A 19,176-nucleotide genomic window follows, 5' to 3' on the forward strand; every position below is an offset into this window, starting at 1 on the left:
TCGCGACAAGCCGTCTTCGTTCGTCAATCCGTGCGACGATAACGAAGACGGCGGAGCAAGTCTTCGACAACTGGACGTTTGGCCTCTGTATAGGAAGCCCAATCAGCGAATCCTTGAGCGACTAACCGTCGCTTGATGAAGCTGTATTCCTGTAGCAAATCATCGCGGCTCCTAAGCAAGTTTGTGAAGTCCACCGCGGTTTTTGCCAACCGGCCGCCCATTTTCACAATCTGCAAGTGGCATCTGACTTCGTCATCCTTGATCCAATACAGTCGACCTTTGATTCCTGCATTCCCGCAAAACTGATACCCCAAACGCTTCAATTGCGCATGTTCTTCCGGCGTTACACGTGGGCGAGACAGTTCAACCAAGATGTCGATCACGCCGTTTGCCGTGCCAAAGGGCAACGCAGTCGCACCGATGTGCCGGATATGAACCATCGCCCGGTTGGCAAACACCCGATGTAAGGCATGCCGTTCAATCGCAAACAGGTCGGACCAATCGGCCGATAAGTCGGATAGAATGACAGATTCTAAGGCCGGTGCAGGCGGTCGAAAACCGAAATGCCGTCGTGTTGCCACAACGACAATCCATAGGACGAGCACCCCGTACATCAGTAGTGCCCACAGCTCAGTCGGAGCCGAAGTCGAGGATACCCATGTGATCCAAAGATCATATCCGCTATGTACGGCGATGACTAATAGGATGCGTCCGGTGACGACCGCCATCAACGCCAAAAGCAAGCCAAGCCCACTAAACAAATACCAAGCCTGCAACCGACTGTGCGAAAATTCGAGGATGTGCCCGGCCCCAAATGCCAAAGAACTTAAAATGACGGCAATCGTAAATGCGGCGGCACGCACACGGCCATGCCGCCAGCTATCTCCTGTTAGCCAACGACAGACGATGACGACAGTGCCAATCATACTCCAACGCCACAGCTCTTCTAATCCGGCCAAGAGGGCAATGACGTAATCCATGACACCAGCTTTTGTTGAGACGTTGGTCTGCGTAAACTGTAAAAACAGGCTCTCCAAGATGCTGAACAGTTCTAACAACGCGATCAAAGCGATTGGCGTCAATATGTAAAGATAAAGCCGCCATTTCAATAAAGCGACAGGCTTGCCCACGTACATGCGCGATCGCAACGGATCCCATGTGCGAAACAACGCACGGCGAATGTGCGGTAAGACGACGATCAAAGCAAAGACACTGAGCAGGATATACCCCCAGGCCACCCATGCGGCGTTTGGGCTCGTATCCAGATTAGCGATCGTCGCATAGATAGCAAAGCACATCATGTATCCAATGCGCCAAGCGCCAATATTGCGAACAAGGCGATCCGGCAGTTGCCCCCAGCGATTCACCGAATCCCTCCAAACAGACAATCCCCCCGCCAATGCGAGGGGTGCCGTGACGTATTTCTCATTATAGCGAAAGAACTTCACTCGAGGCAGATCGCATCACATTTGCTTATGTGCCAGCAAGCGACGGTGTTCCACGTCGAAGCGCTTGTTTGAAACAACTTTAAGACCGGCCTGCTCGGCTTGCGCTATGGCGGCTGGATCGTATGCACCCCTATCTAGCCAGAGGACCTTGGCATTGGCTCGTATGGCGTCTTGGACGACGTCTGCCACGTGGCGCGAGTTGCCCGCGACCTCGACGATGTCAACAGGCTCTTTTATGTCATGCACATGCTGTACCGAAGGGTGCCCGAGCACCGTTTCGCCTTCCCGATTGACCGCAATGACGCGATACCCTTGCGACTGTTGATAAGACGCAACGCGGTACGGATCGGTTTGCGGATTGGAGGTCAGCCCGACCGCTGCGATCACCTGTGCATTCGCCATGAGCTGCGTCAGTTCGCTATCCGAGACGTGCATAAACTGCCTCCTCACTTCGACGCATTGTTTTGCGATTTCGGCCGGAACGTATGACAGCACGTCTGCATAGAAGATTGAGCCCAGTCTGTGCGCCTGGTGTCGACGGCGATTTCGCTCGCAATCTCCTCGCGGAAGTTTGTGCGGCTTTGATTGTCCACTGTCACCATAATGCCAGGTGCAGCACAATCATTATTGGCTTTCCAAAAGTAACAATTCGAGACGCTGCATTTCACATCGACCATCATCGCGATCTCCCCCCTGCCTGTAGGCTGCGGGCATCATGTCCGCTCCCCATATTGTCGGCCGCCAACCAAGCTTCATCCCGGCAATCGTTCACCGTTTGGGCAATACCATCCAGACATACACGGTCGCTGCAAGACACAGTCGCATTCACGATTGACATCTCTGCGATGACGTGTATAATACTGATCAATACCCATTTGCATACGATATGAGAGATGCATGAGCCGTTCATTCTGGCCTCAATGGGTCGGAAGAACGGCTTTCTCAATGCAAATGAATTTGGTAAGTGCTGATGGAAGCACCATGGAGGAATTAGGATGCAAGAAGGTATTGTTAAGTGGTTCAACTCGGAAAAAGGCTTTGGATTTATTCAAGTTGAAGGCGGCGACGATGTGTTTGTTCACTTCAGCGCCATCCAAGGTTCCGGGTTTAAGACGCTGGACGAAGGACAACGTGTTACGTTTGACATTGTGGAAGGTCCGAAGGGCCCACAAGCGGCAAACGTTGTGAAATATTAATCACAGATTTCGAGCCCATGTTGCGACATGGGCTTTTTTTGTGTCATGATCTCGATGAGAACCATGACATGCAGTGTGCGACCGGGATCTCACTGGCTTGACATTGCGGAAAAGAGGAATCTGCGTTGGTCACGTTCATGCTCGGATTGATTGCAGGTCTCATTGGCGTCATTGAGACATTGCTCGACATGCTGTCGAAACAAGGATATACGCCCGATTTTGGCTGGCGCGGTTACGGTGCTATAGCCATCTCCATCATCGCGATGGTGCTTTCGGTTCTGTCGAAAACGCGCCCAAAAGCCGCAGGAATTGGCATGTATGCATGTGCCGTGATCGGCTTCATATTCGCCAGTTTTTCCTACATTCCGTCCGGCATCGTGCTCATCATCGCCGGCACCATCGCAACCTTCTTTGACATGAATGGAAGGCAAACGGCGGATTGACGAACGTTATGTTCTAAAAAGCTACCCAGGGTATCGTTGGGTAGCTTTTTAACATCATATATGGTTAGAGTGTGATTACCATCCCCAGGAAAATTGAATCGTATAGCCGCTACCGTTACCTGCGCTTGTCGGGATGCTAATTGACCAACTGCCGCCAGGCATCCATCCGCTCCAACTGGATACATCTCGGTGATGACCACCGCCGTACGAAGACTCAGACCAGTGGCTCCATCCTTGCGACCACCCGTCGCCAAAGCCACCGCCATCACCCGGCAGTCCATTGCCTGCACCGCTTGATGTCGTACTCCAAGTGGTCGTCGAGAAAGACTCTCCATCCGTTCCAAGGCTGGAGGGGCTGATGAGAATGTCGCCTGCATCGTCAACCATGGCCACAGACTGGATGGTGTTTCCGGAAGCTGTGATGGGTTGCCCATCGACCGTCGCATTCGTGAATTGAACAGTTCCCGCATTGGCCAGCGGATAGAGATCACCTTGCCCAGTGGATGGGTCTTCGCTAATCCATTCCGCAGACGTACCGATATTTTCCGCATACCGATTGCTAAGGGAGACCGTTAGACTTTTACTCTCCGTTTCCCCAGATGGCGTAGTCACATGGATGGACAAGTTCCAAGTCGAGCCGTTACTCTTATCAATACTCGCCGCAACGGAGGAGCCGACGGGAATCGTCATGATGGAATGAGCAGAGGCGGGTAGTTTCTCCCAAAAAACATCCACCTCTTGTTGCCCATTGACCATTTGTTCGGTAGTACCCATTTGGAGTAAATCTTGGTTTTCCACGCCCCCCAAACCAATCCACTGAGCCGCCATGGAATTGTCCGCACCCGAAACGGTTGGCACGACCCAATTGCCAGTTACGCTCGTATAACCGTTCGCTCCGCTTGGGGTCGCGATATATCCACTCCAATTTGCCGATCCTTGTGTATTCGCTGGCAATGAGATATTGCCGATAGAACTGTTCTGACTGGAACGAGTGGAATACTGCGCATTGTCATACGTGAGCTTGACCTGTGTCTGCATAGTGCGATGAACGTGATCGACACCCAATAAGCATGCAGTCGCTGCGCCGACTGCCAGCCCTGACTGTACAATGATTCGACGTTTCGAGTGCATGGCCCAAAATCTCCTTTTCCTGATCTGATGAGTACGTAGACATCATAGAAAAACTTTCTTGAAAATCGCTATAAACCTAAAGTCTGCGATTCGCTTGCCTATCATAAATCATGCGAAATGTTCACTATGGATGTGGGGGTAAACACGTCGACGCAAAAACGTGTATCATATTTTACGTACATATCTTCGTCTGAAAGGATGTTTGAATGTGAAATACAGTGCGCTACAAAATGGCGTAAGCGTTTCCCAAATTACGTTTGGCTGCTGGGAGCTTGGTGGCGGACAGTGGGAAAAAGAAAGTGATGAATTGAATATCCAAGCTATTCAGACGGCTTTCGAGCTCGGTATCAATTCATTCGATACAGCGGAAGGGTACGGGCAAGGCCATTCGGAAGAAATCGTTGGTTTTGCGCTCGAAGGAAAGCGCCAAGATTGCGTGATCGCAACCAAAGTCTCGCCCAATCACCTGAAGCGCGATGATATTTTGCGCTCAATCGAACAAAGTTTGAAACGCCTCCGAACAGATTACGTGGACATTTACTATGTGCACTGGCCGAACCCTGAAATCCCTCTCACAGAGACCATGGAGACGTTCCGCCAGTTGCGCGAAGAAGGGGTCATTAAGTCTGTTGCCGTCTCAAACTTCTGGAAAGAGCAGTTGGAGCAAGCGATGACCGTCGTACAGGTCGATGTAATTCAACCAGAATACAGCTTGTTAGACAGGCGAATCGAGCAAGAGGTGTTGCCGTATTGCCGCGATCACGGTATCGGTATCCTCACGTACAGTTCGGTTGCCAAAGGTATTCTCACCGGTGCCTACCATATTGGTGGCGTGACATTGAAGGAGACGGACTTCCGACAAGGACGTCGCCTGTTCAAACCCGAACATATGGAAAAAGAACGGGAATTGGTCCTTCTTGTAAAGGAGATTGCCGATGCGCACGGTGTTAGTCCGGCTGAAATCGCCATCGCTTGGTTATTGCATCAACCGGGCGTGACATCGGCTATCGTTGGCACGCAAAATATACGACATTTGAAGGACAACGTGCGCGCTGTTGAGATACAACTGAACCAAGACGAACTGAATCGCCTCGACCAAGTCAGCCGTCGCACAATTGAAGCCATCGATGCCACAGAAGCATAACCCAAGACGAAGGGCGGCCGAGGCCGCCCCGTAACCGTCCATATGTAGGCGCTTAACCGACCGGGTAGCAGGATGGGACTGCAAAAATGCCATCTCTACATGTAGCACCCAACCTACGTCCCGAACGTCCTCACGCATGCTCCAAACTTGGCGCATGCCCGTAAGTGGGCCGTGGCCCCGCTACTGGACGGGCCCATAAGACGGCGTTTTGAATGACACGAACGACGTTCGGATCGTGATATGTCGGGTAGGTTTCATGCCCCGGTCGGAAATAAAAAATTTTGCCTAGTCCTCGACGAAATGTGCAGCCACTGCGGAACACGTCTCCGCCAGAGAACCAGGAGACGAACACCACCTCGTCTGGTACCGGAATATCAAAGTGCTCGCCATATGTCTCCTCTTGCGGAAGCTCGAAGTAAGGCGACAATCCCGCTGCAATTGGATGCGTTGGATCGACAACCCACAAACGCTCCTTCTCGTCCTCTTCGCGCCAACGCAAGTTGCAAGACGTGCCCATCAATTTTTGAAACACCTTCGAGAAGTGGCCGGAATGGAGGACAATGAGCCCCATGCCCGCATGTACTCTTGCCACGACGCGGTTCACCACTTCGTCGGCTACCTCATGGTGCGCCATATGTCCCCACCAGACGAGAACATCGGTGCTATTGAGCACCGTTTCTGTCAAACCATGCTCGGGCTCGTCCAGCGTAGCCGTGTGCACCTCGTGCCCCGCCTCTGTAAGGGCTTTCGCAATGGCACCATGAATGCCCTCCGGGTAAATTTCTGCGATTTTGGGCTCCTGTTTTTCATGGCGAAACTCGTTCCATACTGTAACGCGCAGGTTTGTTGGCATGTGACCACTCCTATCGTAAATAACTCGCGCTCCCTCTTCCATCATAAACGAAATGAGGAACAGATTCAGTGAAAAAAACAAATCCGCCCTCACGGGCGGAGAAGGATTGACGTTGAACCGCCTTAGTTTGTCACAGTCAAGGTCACGTTCTGATTAATCCACTGCAATTGTGTCCATCCACTGGTAAAGATGCCTTCAGGGAATGTGTAGGTTCCGGCCTGCTCTGGCGTAAATGTCCAAGTCTCAGTCACCGATTGCCCAGGAGTCAATGTCGCAGTTGGATTGGACTGTTGCGATGATGTCCAGTTATTGTACACGGCGTACTGTACAAGCAACCCGTTGTTCAGGTACCCCGTAGGCGCGGTTTCGGTGTAAGTCGTCGTGATGGTCACAGGTGTACCCACTTTGACCGTAGTTGCGGACAGCTGAACGGTGGCCGAAATGGTGGGCGGATCCGGCTGTGTGACCGTGAACGTAGCTGCACTCGGGTCTGCCGCATACACGCTTGTTCCGTCTTGGCTGAAGACGAACGCCTTCACGGTATACGTCCCAGGAGAATCGGGCGCCGTCCAGTTCCAGGTAATCGGTTGAGATGATTGCCCAGGCGTAAACGTCACGCCAGACTGCACTTGTTGCCCAACCAATTGCCCTGCTGGATTGTAGATTTCCACGTCGAGTGTACCATCCTTGACCGCACCACGCGTGTCGGTAAACGTCGTGGTCAAAGTCTCGTTGGCACTAGGCTTTACCTGAGGAGTGGATAACGTCGTCTTGTCCGTAAACTGTGGCCCTTGTGGCTGATGCCCGGGCACCGCCGGTATGATGATGTCCGTCACAGAATAGGGCGGTAGTGTCACATTCTGCAGATTATCCAATTTGCCCGGCGTCACCGCGTTACTGCCTTGCCCGTAGAATAACGTGAATGCAGGACCCTTAGCAGCAAATCCTTCAGCTTGCAAATCGACGGTATACGCTTGTTTCGGATCCTTGTTGATCAACATGACGTCGACAGCACCATTGGGCAACTTGGTCGCATGCACGGCCACCAGATCATTGTTCGATCCGGCACCGATCATCGTCGCTCCTGGCACCATGACGGCTGCGAGCATTTGGTATCCATAATACGTTGGGAATGGTGTATTGGCAGCCGGTTCTGAAATGCCATTGTCACTCGAGCCATTGGACAAAAGTCCATAGTCTCCGTAGTTATACTGCCCATACAGATTCGGATCGACATTTGCACCGGCCTGTTGTGTAACAATGCCGTTATGCAAGTCCCACCAGTCGACGTTTTGCGCTCCGGACTCAAGCCAGTCTGCCATGTCATCATCGAGGAACAGTGCATTAACCAGACTTGTACTCTGGCGCCCAGGGTTATACGAAACCGAATTCGTTTCGGTGACGAAAACCGGGATGGTTCCATAGGAGCTCAATTGCTGCTTCAAGGTATCCATCATCGTCGAAATTTGATTCGTCGAACTGAGCAGCCCAGCGTCCGTCTCGCCTCCCGGATTTTGCGCATACCAGTGCACAATGGCGAAGTCCGGAAGCACCCCAAGGCTGTGCATGGTGCTAAGCACGGTTGCATTCCAGTCATCTTCTCCAGTACCAGGTGCGATGAGGTCCACGCCGATTTTAATAGAAGGATCAACCGCTTTCATGGCCTGAATGAAGGATACAGCTTCTTTCGCATAACCAGATGGGTTATTTGCAAAATTCCCTGCTTCCCAGCTGCCATACATCTCATTTCCGATTTCCCAATACTTGACACCGTAGTGGTGCGTGACATTTGCATCTTGAACCCATGCGGCAGCTTCACTCGGTGTGCCCGTGCCGGCGTTGACCGTAATAATGGGTTGCGCACCAGCCTTTTGGACCACTCCCATGAAGTTGTCAAAGGTGTTGTTGGGATCTGCATAACCCCCAGTTACGGTATTCGTTTGCCAATTGTACTCATCTGAAGTCGATCCTCCGGGATATCGCAACATGGTTACCCCAATGCCACGAAGCAGAGATGGAATGGCTGCATCGAGTAAATGCCCGTCCCAGACGGCCGTATTCACACCAAGTGCAGTATTGGGCACGATTCCAAGTTCAGCAGCGGCATTGACTGTGACATGAACTGTCGATGACGCAATGGCCGTCGTCGTATCCGCACTGGCGACCGCAGGCGTGGCCACGGCTGAGAGTGCCACAATCGTTGCTGCGAGCGTTCCCAACTTTAACGTACGCTGTTTTCGGTTCACACAGACTCCCCCTGAAGGTGACATCAAGTCACAAAACCATTGCACTCCAGTATCCAGGACCAAACGAAAGCGCTTTCCTAAAGCTCTACACCTCCTTTGATCCGAAAAGATAGCACAACAAGATGGAACCGTCCAAATCCGACAGGTGACGACAACATGGCACCAAGGAACACTGGTATACGCCTAGGTAGAGTTCGTCATGAGAATCAATTCCGTGACGAAGAAAGCTGCCTTTCCTCCTTAGGAAAGACAGCCTTCTTCTTGATGTTAAGTTTCGTCGTTCGGCCGGCGGGCAATTGACACGATTAAGAACAATAACCCGAACACGAGGCTGACGAGCCCCCACCACAAGTCGATATTCCAGTGTAAGCTCGGCGTCCGGGGATCTGACACCGCGCCGTAAATCGCAAGGACGATTCCGTAAACCGTAAACAGGATTCCTATGAGAAAGCGCAGGTCAAGCCAACGGCTTTGCATAGCATCATCTCCAATCCAATCACCAGAAGGCGATGTTCAAGCCAACCAAGATGACAAAGACGATCCCGGCTAGATATCCAGGCCGTTTATACCAAGGATAGCCGCTGTAGTCCGGTCGTTTGCTCAGACCATAGACAAGCCCCTGAAGTTCTTCGAGCGGACGGCGTTTCGTGAACAAACTGACCAATACCGTGACAGCAACCGTAATAAACCAGGCCCACCAAGCGCGCCAGAAGTTCCCAGCATCTGGACTCGTGAACATATTGGCTGGAAGCAAAAAGTACATTAAAAACGCACTGGCAATACCGCAAATGAGCCCCCAAAAACCACCCCAAGGCGTCGTCCGCTTCCAGAACATGCCGAGCAGGAATGTACCAAACAGCGGAGCATTGAAAAACGAAAACAGCGTTTGCATGTAGTCCATGACGCTTGGGAAACCGGCTGCGAAATACGCGGTGCCAATGCTGATGATAACGCCGACGACCACAGCCCAGCGACCCATATTAACGTAATGCTTATCACTTGCGTCCTTTCGAATATACGCCTGATAAATGTCGTAGGTCCAGACGGTTGTAAACGCTGTGACGTTACCGGCCATACCGCTCATGAAGCTTGCGAGCATCGCCGTAAGCCCAAGCCCGAGCATACCTGGCGGGTAATACTTGGCAATGAGCAAGGGCAGTGCCAGGTTATAACTCATGTTCGGCGAATGCCCGATTTTCGGGAAAATGGCCAATGCGATGAGGCCTGGAATAATCACCAAAATCGGGACAATCATCTTGAAAAACGCCGCATAGATAGGCGTGTTTTGCGCCGCCCGCAAATCCTTGGCCGCCAGTGTTCGCTGTACGACTAGGAAGTCTGTCGTCCAATAACCGAACGAAAGCACGAAGCCAAGGCCAAGTACCACTCCGAGCCAGCCAATGCCCATTGGGTTGTGTGACGGGTTTCCGAGATTTTGCCAAAGGTGGCCGAACCCTTGTGGCAGACGAGCCATCATTCCGTTCCAGCCGCCGAGACTGTGCATACCAATCAGCGGGATCGGCAAAAGGCCAGCCCAAATTAAGAAAAACTGAACGACCTCGTTAAATATCGAAGACGTGAGACCGCCGAGGCCGACGTAGACCAAGACGACGACAGCCGAGATCAAAATACTCGTTGTGAATGACCAGCCAATGAGGATTTGGAAAATCAGCGCCATCGAGTACAAGCTGATACCCGATGTTAGAACCGTCATGACCGCAAACGCGATGGCGTTGACCGCTCTCGTTGCTTCGTTATAACGCAACTTCAAGTACTCAGGTACAGAACGAACCTTTGAAACGTAGTAGAACGGCATCATGTAAATGCCGAGAAACAGCATCGCTGGAATTGCACCAATCCAGTAAAAATGCGTCGTGAGCATACCGTACTCGGCACCACTCGCAGTCATGCCCATGATCTCAAGGGCGCCAAGGTTTGCGGAGAGGAATGCCAAACCGGTGATCCAAGCCGGAATGGACCGACCTGAAAGGAAGAAGTCCTCACCGGTCCGAACGCGGCTGCGCAACACGAAGCCCACACCGATCACGAATACGAAGTACAGAGCGATAATGATATAGTCTACAGCGTTTGCATGGAATAGCGCATGCAACGAACGTACACCTCCTCAAATATGTATTCCCGTATGCGCTGTCACGGGATTTTCACCTTATGCATAGCCAAAAGCGTGACTATGAAGCTGAATGTCACCGTTTTGTCTGCATCCCCCCTCGCTAGATACCTTTTCCGGTTACCATTTGCATTGCTCGCCACATCGATACCCCTCCGACTCCGCCGACAACAGCGACAACCAGTACCAGACCCAAATTGATGGCATCTAAATTGTGCACATGTACACCTGTATTGATGCTCCATTCAGCTAGAGAAGGAACGATAAGAGCCAAGCCCCCTGCGACAACAAATAGAAGTCCTCCATAAAAGAGCGTATTGCCAGACACGTAACGACCAATGAACGCTTTGCCGGCCGCTGAAATCTGTCGTCGCTGGAGCCACCATCCAAAAAGAGCACCAATGGTCATTTGCATGAACAACGTACCAATGCCAAACAATACACCTGGCACGAAGCCTAGCCACGCAGAAGGCATGGTCGGCGCGATCACCGTGTACAAAATGGTCGCAAATGCCCCTGTTCCCCATCCCGCAATCATGCCATGAACAAACGCTAAACGCAGTGGGACGGGTGCATCCATCCCCCCAGCATGCGACGCATGCGGTAGCCATTTGTCAACCCATGGTATCAAGTGGATCGAGTGACCGCGCATCAGAATATACCAACCAGAACACGCCATGACAAGTCCTACAATGATATAGACAATATTTTCGACATATCCATGCATAAGAAACCCAGCTAATGCAAAATATGATAATTCAGAACCGATAGCCCTTTGCAGCGTAAAGCCAAGAGAAAAGAAGAAACCTGCCAACATACCGCCTTTACTGCTGTAGCTACCGATGGAATAGCTGAACGTAATGGGCCAAGTATGCTCATCTGGAGTGATTCCGTGGATGACGCCAAGCAAGCAGGCCGTAATCAGTCCAATTGCGAGCGACAGATGTTGCGGATTCCATAAGTTTATCAATGTTTCTCCTCCTCGCATGAACGACAGCGGCCAAAGAAATCGAGTTTGTGGTACGCCACCGTTCCGATCTTTTGATCCACATCCATCGCCTGTTGCGCGTTACACTGAAACAACTCCTTTACTTGATGGCATTGCAAACAGACAAAATGATGATGATGTTGGTTGGGACAAAACGTATAATAGATCTCTCCGTCAATAAGGAACGGAGTTGCCAGGCCCACCTTCGTCAGCGCCTCCAACAAGCGATAGACAGTGGTGAGCCCAACCCGCTCGTAGCGCTCTTTCACGTAATCGTGCAGTTGTGCAGGAGTAAACATGCGCCTTGCGTCGACAAAAGCCATCAAAACGGCCTCGCGTTCCTTAGTTAGCCGAAACTTATGCTCATGTAGCAACTGTTGGATATCCTTCAAATCCACCAAAATCACACCTTATAGAAAATCATTTTCTACAACGGATTATGCTCCGCCTCTGACGAAAATGTCAACAGGCCAATCTAGCATTGGATCTCATTGACTCCTGTCGAATCTTGTTGGATAATGTGCCAGGCTATGAAAATCGGGCTCCAAGATGTGCCCGATTGCAAGGCAAACCAGCGGAAACGCTGGGGCGCAAAGCCACGGGTCTACGGATTCTACCTTCGGATCTAAGATGGCCGGGCTGCCAAGCCGTCAGCTGAGCACTGAAATCGGCAGGTATCACACCAAGGCAGCCTTCTGTGAAGATCCAGAAGGCTGTCTGTTTGTGTTTACCATTCTGCACAGTGCCAAATGTCTTGATGAAACAGACTTTCGCAACAGGAGGTCACACCAATGGAGAACCAAATGGTGGCATCGGCACAAGTAGTTAAGCGAGGGTGGACTATTGGACTAAAGCTACTGACAATTAGCCTGGCCCTATTGATCGTTCCGTCCCTCGTCATCGGGTTCACGTCGTTTGCCACTGCCAAAAGCAACTTTTCATCTCAGTTGGACAACCACGATATGACGAGTGTGAAAGTGTTCAACCAGGATGTAAACACGTTCATCTCACAGCGTGAGCAAACCTTGACTTATCTCGCTAAGTTATTAAACAGCACCACCTTGAACGAGTCTTCCACACTCCCTGCATTAGCGGGTGCATCCCAATCGTATACCGACTTTCTTCACGTCTACGTAGGAACAAACACAGGCGCGTTCTACGTAAGTCCGGCCGCCAAGATGCCGGCTGGCTACGATCCCCGTAAACGCTCTTGGTACCAAGCGGCCATGACAAGCCCCACACCGATTGTCACACCACCTTACGTCGACGCCATAACAAAACAGTTGACAGTGACCATTGCTGAACGCTTGGCCAACAGGCGTGGGGTTGTCGGTGCAGACATTTCCTTGAAGACGTTTGATCGTCTTGTCAATCAAGTTCCACTTGGCAACAGCGGTTATTTGGGGCTGATGGACGGACAATCGAACGTCATCGCCATGCACGGCTTGGCCCCAGGTTCAAGCCTCCATCTCGCTACACTAAATCAGATGTACCAACACGACAGTGGTATTTTTAGCGTGGCCGTTAAAGGTGCGAGTTACCGATTCACATATGTAACCAACGCAGCGACTGGTTGGAAGGTCATCGGCATTTTGCCAACGTCGTCCTACATGCGTGCCGTGCATCCCATCTTGGTCATTACGCTGATTGTGCTTGGTATCTCACTCATCTTCGGTTTTCTCGCGATTTGGTATTTGGTTCGGTCGATCACGCGACCTCTGCACGCACTGGTCGAATTCGCAGAACGTGTGGGTCGCGGGGATTTAACTACAGATGTGGTAATCAAGACGCGAGATGAACTAGGTGTCCTGGGAGGCGCATGTAATCACATGCTACACTCCCTACGCGATATCATCCGCCGGGTCGAGATGAATGCGGAGCAAGTTGCGGCATCGTCCGAACAACTGACGGCAAGTGCAGAAGAAAATACCCGCGCAACTGAACAAATTACAAATGTGGTCAGCGAACTTGCGGCAAGCGTTATGGAGCAGTCGGAGCGTGCCAAGCGCGATCGCGAACGAGTGGATTCCCTGGCGAGTAACATTGAAGAGGTTGCGAAAAGTGCCAGTGTCGTCGCCCAGGTGGCAGAAGCAACGGCTGAAGAAGCCGACCGCGGATCCAGCAGTGCAGAAAGCGCTGTGCATCAGATGGAAGTGTTGGGCCACTCGTTTACTGGATTATCGACGTCGATTCAGGAACTCACGGGATACTCGGGACAAATTCACAGCATCATTGCGGTCATTCAATCGATCGCGACGCAAACCAATTTGCTTGCCTTGAATGCTGCAATTGAGGCGGCTCGAGCCGGTGAGAGCGGACGTGGATTTGCGGTCGTGGCGGAGGAAATTCGCAAATTGGCGGATCAGTCCTCATCGTCGGCCAATGAAATTCAAGAGTTGATTGAGTCGATGCAGGCACGGATGGAAGAAGCCTCCGCCTCGATGGAAGCGAGCCAGCAAGATGTGCAACATGGTATTGAAGCCGTCAATCACGCGGGTGAACTGTTTGCCAACATTCGAGCGGGTGTCGTCGCCCTGGCAGAAGAGATTCGCAGCGTCACGTCCGCCTCACAGGCGATGGCGGCAAGTGCCGATTCTCTGCGCGAATTTATCGCACAAGTCGAATCCGCAACGGTGGAAACGTCGGCTGGGATGCAAACCGTCTCTGCGTCGACCGAGGAACAACTCGCGTCCATGGAGGAGATTTCGGCTTCGGCCGCTTCCCTCGCGGAATTGGCGGAACAGATGCAAGCCGCCTTACAACAATTCTCGCTTCGCTAATCATTTCATTTATGCAACGAGCCAGCCGGCAACATGCCCGGCTGGCTCGTTTGTACTTACGGAAGGATATTCCCCGCCGCGCGATAAATATCGTACCACTCTTCGCGAGTAAGCCGAATCTCGCTAGCTTTGCACGAGTCGCGCAGGCGGCCAATATTCATGGTACCAATGACTGGTTGCATATTTGCAGGATGTCGCAACAACCATGCGATGGCAATGGTTGTATTCGATACATCATAGCGATCCGCAATTTCATCTATTTTCTGATTGAGCTCCTTGAATTTGTCGTTGTTCAGAAAGACGCCTTCAAAAAATCCATATTGGAACGGCGACCAAGGTTGAATGGTGATGTCGTGTAAGCGGCAGTAATCGAGCACACTACCGTCGCGATCGATGGCCGATTCGTTCTCCATATTCACATTGATACCGTTCGAAATCATGGTCGCGTTGGTAATGCTCAGTTGAAGCTGATTGGCCACGAGCGGTTGACGAACATAGCGCTTGAGCAACTCGATTTGCATCGGTTTTTGATTCGATACACCAAAGTGGCGTACCTTTCCCGACGATTCCAGGATGTCGAACGCCTCCGCGACTTCCTCCGGCTCGACCAGTGCGTCTGGCCTATGTAAAAGCAACACGTCTAGATAATCCGTTTTCAACCGACGCAAGCTGCCATTAACGGCCTCTAAAATGTGTTCTTTGGAGAAGTCAAACATGCCTTTGCGAATGCCACATTTGGACTGTAAGATAACGCTTTCGCGAACATCGTCAGTCATGTGCACGGCTTCCGCAAAAATGGATTCGCACTCGCCGCCTCCGTAAATGTCGGCGTGATCGAAAAAGTTTGCGCCCTCTTCTAATGCGGCCTGCACAAACCTTTCGGCCTCCAACTTGCTCAGCGAATGAATACGCATACATCCAACGGCGACGACCGGCACTTCAAGCGCGCTGGTACCCAGTTTGATGGTTCTCACGGACTCTCCTCCTCATATCGACACAGCCTTTTCAAGGCAAGCGCACGAATTGCGCTAGGACGACGGCTTCTAGTCCATTGTGACACAGTTACCAAAGCTGCTCAACCGGGCACTTCCCGTTTCTCATTTTCGACTTGACAGGATACAATGGAGCGTGTGAACGTTCGGAAGTTTGGAAGGAGCAACGGACATGAGCGACATACAATATGTGATCAGCGTGATCGTCTATGAAGATGGACACTGCGACGTCATGTGGGACTCGTCGGTACCGATGGAGCACTGTTATGAGGCTTTAAAGCAAGTCACCGACGACATGGCGGGATCGATCGCGCCAAAACCGCCTACGCCGCCAAAGCAATCCCCGAAAATCACACGTCTGAAATAAAAAAAGCGGACGCCGAGCTTCTGCTGACGTGATTGGCACGGGCACGGCGTTCGTTTATGGAGAGGCGATACAGACCCGATTTCTCCCTCGCTTTTTGGCCGTGTAGAGCGCGTCGTCGGCAAGTTGTAAAAACGCGGATGTGTCGACTGTGGATTCCGGCAGGCACGCCACGCCAAGCGAAACCGTGATGTGAATCGATTCCCCATTTGGAAGCAGGAAGTCTCTGCGTTCAACAGTAGCGCGAATGCGTTCAGCCATCTCTTGCGCCACAATCAGCGTGGAAGCAGGCATAAGCACGGTGAACTCTTCCCCGCCATTTCGCGAAACAATATCGCGCGAGCCCGTGCACGTTTGCAATACCTCCGCAAGTTGTTGCAGGACGGCATCCCCAGCAGGATGGCCGTATGTGTCATTCACGCTTTTAAAATGGTCAATGTCAATCGCAAGGATGGACAATGACTCCGTGCCAGTGGCCGCTCGCGCCGCAAGTTCATTAATGACCAAATCGAAGTGACGAGTATTGTTAAGCCCGGTCAGGAAATCGACGGATGACATTTGCTCTAGTTCACGTTGGCGCCTGAAATGAGCGAATAGCTGCGTCATCAACCAAGCGCTTCCGTATCCTGCGGCCAACGAAACGATCCAATACGTGAGAAAAACCCATGCGAGTTGCGTGTGGGTAGGCATCAACCAGACGACCAGCGCCGAAATCTGCGTAAGTGCATACACATTGACAACAAGCACCCGGATAGCCAATCTGCGCTTGATACGTGCCAGTATGGGTGAAATGGCACTAACTAACAACATATTGAGTGCCGCAAGGAGTGACGTCTGATTTAAGCCGAAGATGGCGACGCGCCCTATCCCTTCCACCAATCCTGCCACCAGAGACGCTGAGGGTCCTAGAAACAAAGCACAAGTCACCACGGGCAAGTGTCGCAGATCCAAAATGAGCTTCGAATTCGGAACCGGTAGGGCGTACAGCATGAGCAGAACTCCCATGACTCCCGCAGCCAGACCTGTGAGAAGGCGATCCAACGTAGTGGGCAAGCGGCGAGCACGTAGCCGACTATACGGCAAAAAGCCAATCACCATCAATGTAAATACGATACATGCGTTACTAAAAAATGTACCGATCATACCGTCTCTCCAAACGCAAACAAGGTGAACTGAGACAGATCATATTCGACACTTTTCGACCGAAGCCCTGCCAAGATGGGAGATGCGTCTATTAACCGAGCAGTAATGCTGGTATTTAGGTCCATACCAGCCACTTTGGCGTCAAAGCCTGCCGCCATGGGTAAGAGGTGTGCGTTTCTTTTTGGTGGTCCATGATCACGGAGCGATCTTCAAAAGAAGATTCGAGCCGATGAGTTACCGTTTGTTCAGAAGGAATTCGGATTCAGCGCTTACGCAATGCCTGACATATCGTGCACCTGCGTGTAGGACCTTCCACTACTCCCTTTTTGATTGACACAGTTCTTCTCCATCCCCTTACCAATACAATTGTCATACATAAAAATGACCTTCATGAGTGCAAATCACACTCATTAGGCCATCGAAGTCCTCTTTATAACAAGCTTTCGCCACTTCAAAAGTAGAACTCTGCCTTACCCAATCACCAACTACATAAAGTCGCGGAATACGATGATTTTGTGGACTCAAAACAAGTTTCTGTATACGAAGGTTTGCAAATCGTTTGCACGAGGTTTTGAAATAGCAGAACGCGGTCCCGAAATCCATTCGGCATCCGCGTTCTGATAGGCTTTTCACTTGGAGGTGCCAGCCGGATTCGAACCGGCGGTAAAGGTTTTGCAGACCTCTGCCTTACCACTTGGCTATGGCACCAAAATCGCCATCAGTCGTCCTCGGTTCTCGCCCGCAGTCGGGCTGATGGCGTTTGCCCTGGAGCGGAAGACGGGATTCGAACCCGCGACCCTCGCCTTGGCAAGGCGATGCTCTACCCCTGAGCCACTTCCGCATATTCGGTTGCTGGTGGCTCGGGACGGAATCGAACCGCCGACACGAGGATTTTCAGTCCTCTGCTCTACCGACTGAGCTACCGAGCCGCAAACAGCTATGTAATTTTACAAAACTGTTCAATCTGTGTCAAGTTAGACACGATAAGCTTGGTGGAGCCGATGGGATTCGAACCCACAACCCCTACGCTGCCAGCGTAGTGCTCTCCCATTGAGCTACGGCCCCTGACGAACGCTATTTATTATACATGAACTCTGCCTATTGCGCAACTGTCACATCGATCAACTAAAGCTCCAATCACCGAACATAATTTCCAATTTACTGGATAACCTAAAATTAGTTCGTCCACAAAGGAGTGTATGACTTCCATGAAACACTGGATTACAGCGATTTCAACACTTTGCACGCTTGCGTGTGCATATCCGTCCGCATTCGCGGCACAAACGTCAGGGTCTGGCGTTTTGACAACTCCTCAGCAAACAGAGTCGGCAGTACCTTCGCCGAGTCCAAGCCACCAGTTTGAGGTAAAATCGAGCGTGCAAGTCTCGCGCGAAACGCTACGCGAAGCATACCAGGCAAGCCATGATGCGTACACGAAGAAGCTTCAAAAATACGCAAAGTGTTCAGAGGCCGACGCACGTAAGGCCGTTCTCGGTGAACATCCAGGCGCAAAAATTGAGGAGATTCAGTTGCGCAACATCCGCACCAATCTCGTGTACATGGCAATCGCACGGGATGATGAAGACAAATATCTTGTCATCGTCGACGCTGGCAACGCAAATATCCTGATGGATCGCCGTATTCCGACACACCATGAACGCGTATTTGCAAACGGACCTGACGGTGGCAGGGCCGAATAATCGCCAGCAATCGACTCCGCGAGAACGCGAAAAAGGCGCCGGTTTTGGTCCGGCGCCCTCCACGTGGATCTCGTCCGATTAAAACGCGCGCACTTTTACGTCTTGAACTTGAATTGGACCGACACCGCGTGGCACTTCTATAGACTCCAGGCGCTGCGCGCCGAGATGCTTCGTAATTAAATCGCATGCCACATTCGGATCAATTCGATCACCGCAGGTATACACATCAATGCTTGCATACCCGTGCTCAGGAAAACTGTGAATCGTCAGGTGTGACTCCGAAATGATAACCACACCGCTCACACCCTGCGGAGCGAACTTGTGAAACGCCACTTCGCGAACCTCGGCGCCCGCCTCCAAGGCCGCATTTACCATAGCTCGTTCGATTCCATGGACATCGTTCAACTTTTCCGGGTTGCAGCCCCACAGTTCTGCAATCACGTGACGTCCCATCGTATCCATGACAAAAATCCCCCTTTAAGCCAAATCGGCCATGCCGTTGCAAAGGCATGTGGAATCGTCCCTACACCACGGGGGAAAGTTAGTCCGTCGAGGTCCTAACCCTTTAAGTGTAAGTCCAAATCCGTGTTTTCATTACGCAGTCCAACTTGCAAACATTA

19 protein-coding genes, 4 tRNA genes and 1 riboswitch are annotated in these 19,176 nt (G+C 51.6%); of the genes, 6 read left to right on the top strand and 17 right to left on the bottom strand.

The window, feature by feature from the left end:
• Positions 1–23: 23 nt before the first annotated feature.
• The 3 genes from BLU70_RS00650 to BLU70_RS00660 all read right to left on the bottom strand — a co-directional run bounded on the left by BLU70_RS00650 (position 24) and on the right by BLU70_RS00660 (position 2,128).
• The gene (locus BLU70_RS00650; protein ID WP_052012405.1) at positions 24–1,367 is read right to left on the bottom strand and encodes a GrpB family protein; all 1,344 of its coding nucleotides are present in this window, start codon (positions 1,365–1,367) and stop codon (positions 24–26) included.
• A 96-nt stretch (positions 1,368–1,463) separates the two neighbouring features.
• Positions 1,464–1,883 (bottom strand): CoA-binding protein, encoded by a 420-nt coding sequence (locus BLU70_RS00655; RefSeq protein WP_006448007.1) that lies wholly within the window; start codon positions 1,881–1,883, stop codon positions 1,464–1,466.
• 11 nt (positions 1,884–1,894) lie between these two features.
• Positions 1,895–2,128, bottom strand: a complete 234-nt coding sequence (locus BLU70_RS00660; protein WP_237716508.1) for a DUF1540 domain-containing protein — start codon at positions 2,126–2,128, stop codon at positions 1,895–1,897.
• 315 nt (positions 2,129–2,443) lie between these two features.
• On the opposite strand from BLU70_RS00660, the gene BLU70_RS00665 reads away from it, so the two are divergent.
• The gene (locus BLU70_RS00665; protein ID WP_006448009.1) at positions 2,444–2,644 is read left to right on the top strand and encodes a cold-shock protein; all 201 of its coding nucleotides are present in this window, start codon (positions 2,444–2,446) and stop codon (positions 2,642–2,644) included.
• Between the two features lie 125 nt (positions 2,645–2,769).
• Positions 2,770–3,087 (top strand): hypothetical protein, encoded by a 318-nt coding sequence (locus BLU70_RS00670; protein WP_006448010.1) that lies wholly within the window; start codon positions 2,770–2,772, stop codon positions 3,085–3,087.
• A gap of 75 nt (positions 3,088–3,162) precedes the next feature.
• Here the strand turns inward: BLU70_RS00670 and BLU70_RS00675 are convergent, their stop codons facing one another.
• Positions 3,163–4,218 (bottom strand): G1 family glutamic endopeptidase, encoded by a 1,056-nt coding sequence (locus BLU70_RS00675; protein WP_074691219.1) that lies wholly within the window; start codon positions 4,216–4,218, stop codon positions 3,163–3,165.
• 208 nt (positions 4,219–4,426) lie between these two features.
• Here BLU70_RS00675 and BLU70_RS00680 point away from each other — a divergent pair, with 208 nt between their 5' ends.
• Complete coding sequence (locus tag BLU70_RS00680; RefSeq protein WP_040290637.1) at positions 4,427–5,362, top strand: aldo/keto reductase; 936 nt, start codon at positions 4,427–4,429, stop codon at positions 5,360–5,362.
• A gap of 130 nt (positions 5,363–5,492) precedes the next feature.
• On the opposite strand, the gene BLU70_RS00685 is transcribed toward BLU70_RS00680, so the two are convergent.
• The 6 genes from BLU70_RS00685 to BLU70_RS00710 form a co-directional block, all read right to left on the bottom strand.
• Positions 5,493–6,215: a ThuA domain-containing protein gene (locus BLU70_RS00685; RefSeq protein ID WP_040290640.1), complete on the bottom strand. Its 723-nt coding sequence runs from the start codon at positions 6,213–6,215 to the stop codon at positions 5,493–5,495.
• A 122-nt stretch (positions 6,216–6,337) separates the two neighbouring features.
• Entirely contained in the window at positions 6,338–8,461 is a 2,124-nt protein-coding gene (locus BLU70_RS00690) for a hypothetical protein (RefSeq protein ID WP_052012406.1), read from the bottom strand.
• A 267-nt stretch (positions 8,462–8,728) separates the two neighbouring features.
• Complete coding sequence (locus tag BLU70_RS00695; RefSeq protein ID WP_006448015.1) at positions 8,729–8,938, bottom strand: hypothetical protein; 210 nt, start codon at positions 8,936–8,938, stop codon at positions 8,729–8,731.
• Positions 8,939–8,957: 19 nt separating this feature from the next.
• Positions 8,958–10,571: a sodium:solute symporter family protein gene (locus tag BLU70_RS00700; protein ID WP_006448016.1), complete on the bottom strand. Its 1,614-nt coding sequence runs from the start codon at positions 10,569–10,571 to the stop codon at positions 8,958–8,960.
• A 121-nt stretch (positions 10,572–10,692) separates the two neighbouring features.
• Complete coding sequence (locus BLU70_RS00705) at positions 10,693–11,559, bottom strand: hypothetical protein (protein ID WP_244885064.1); 867 nt, start codon at positions 11,557–11,559, stop codon at positions 10,693–10,695.
• Complete coding sequence (locus BLU70_RS00710; protein ID WP_083341092.1) at positions 11,556–11,975, bottom strand: Fur family transcriptional regulator; 420 nt, start codon at positions 11,973–11,975, stop codon at positions 11,556–11,558. Before BLU70_RS00710 ends, BLU70_RS00705 begins: the two co-directional genes overlap by 4 nt.
• 157 nt (positions 11,976–12,132) lie before the next feature.
• Positions 12,133–12,224: riboswitch (cyclic di-GMP riboswitch) on the top strand.
• Positions 12,225–12,368: 144 nt separating this feature from the next.
• Here BLU70_RS00710 and BLU70_RS00715 point away from each other — a divergent pair.
• The gene (locus BLU70_RS00715) at positions 12,369–14,357 is read left to right on the top strand and encodes a methyl-accepting chemotaxis protein (RefSeq protein WP_074691224.1); all 1,989 of its coding nucleotides are present in this window, start codon (positions 12,369–12,371) and stop codon (positions 14,355–14,357) included.
• Positions 14,358–14,413: 56 nt separating this feature from the next.
• Here the strand turns inward: BLU70_RS00715 and BLU70_RS00720 are convergent, their stop codons facing one another.
• Positions 14,414–15,331 (bottom strand): aldo/keto reductase, encoded by a 918-nt coding sequence (locus BLU70_RS00720; RefSeq protein ID WP_074691226.1) that lies wholly within the window; start codon positions 15,329–15,331, stop codon positions 14,414–14,416.
• A gap of 190 nt (positions 15,332–15,521) precedes the next feature.
• Here BLU70_RS00720 and BLU70_RS00725 point away from each other — a divergent pair, with 190 nt between their 5' ends.
• Positions 15,522–15,716 (top strand): hypothetical protein, encoded by a 195-nt coding sequence (locus tag BLU70_RS00725; RefSeq protein ID WP_040290650.1) that lies wholly within the window; start codon positions 15,522–15,524, stop codon positions 15,714–15,716.
• A 54-nt stretch (positions 15,717–15,770) separates the two neighbouring features.
• Here the strand turns inward: BLU70_RS00725 and BLU70_RS00730 are convergent, their stop codons facing one another.
• From BLU70_RS00730 to BLU70_RS00750, 5 genes are all read right to left on the bottom strand, one after another.
• Entirely contained in the window at positions 15,771–16,856 is a 1,086-nt protein-coding gene (locus tag BLU70_RS00730; RefSeq protein ID WP_074691228.1) for a sensor domain-containing diguanylate cyclase, read from the bottom strand.
• A 634-nt stretch (positions 16,857–17,490) separates the two neighbouring features.
• Positions 17,491–17,564: transfer RNA gene (locus BLU70_RS00735), tRNA-Cys, on the bottom strand.
• Between the two features lie 58 nt (positions 17,565–17,622).
• A tRNA-Gly gene (locus BLU70_RS00740) sits at positions 17,623–17,697 on the bottom strand.
• 12 nt (positions 17,698–17,709) lie between these two features.
• Positions 17,710–17,785, bottom strand: a tRNA-Phe gene (locus BLU70_RS00745).
• Between the two features lie 61 nt (positions 17,786–17,846).
• Positions 17,847–17,921 (bottom strand) — tRNA-Ala (locus tag BLU70_RS00750).
• Positions 17,922–18,064: 143 nt separating this feature from the next.
• On the opposite strand from BLU70_RS00750, the gene BLU70_RS00755 reads away from it, so the two are divergent.
• Positions 18,065–18,556: a hypothetical protein gene (locus tag BLU70_RS00755; protein ID WP_040290653.1), complete on the top strand. Its 492-nt coding sequence runs from the start codon at positions 18,065–18,067 to the stop codon at positions 18,554–18,556.
• A 78-nt stretch (positions 18,557–18,634) separates the two neighbouring features.
• On the opposite strand, the gene speD is transcribed toward BLU70_RS00755, so the two are convergent.
• Positions 18,635–19,018, bottom strand: coding sequence for an adenosylmethionine decarboxylase (speD, locus tag BLU70_RS00760; protein ID WP_006448028.1), 384 nt, complete (start codon positions 19,016–19,018; stop codon positions 18,635–18,637).
• Positions 19,019–19,176: the final 158 nt, after the last annotated feature.

Source organism: Alicyclobacillus hesperidum, assembly GCF_900107035.1.
In the GTDB taxonomy this organism is placed as follows: domain Bacteria; phylum Bacillota; class Bacilli; order Alicyclobacillales; family Alicyclobacillaceae; genus Alicyclobacillus; species Alicyclobacillus hesperidum.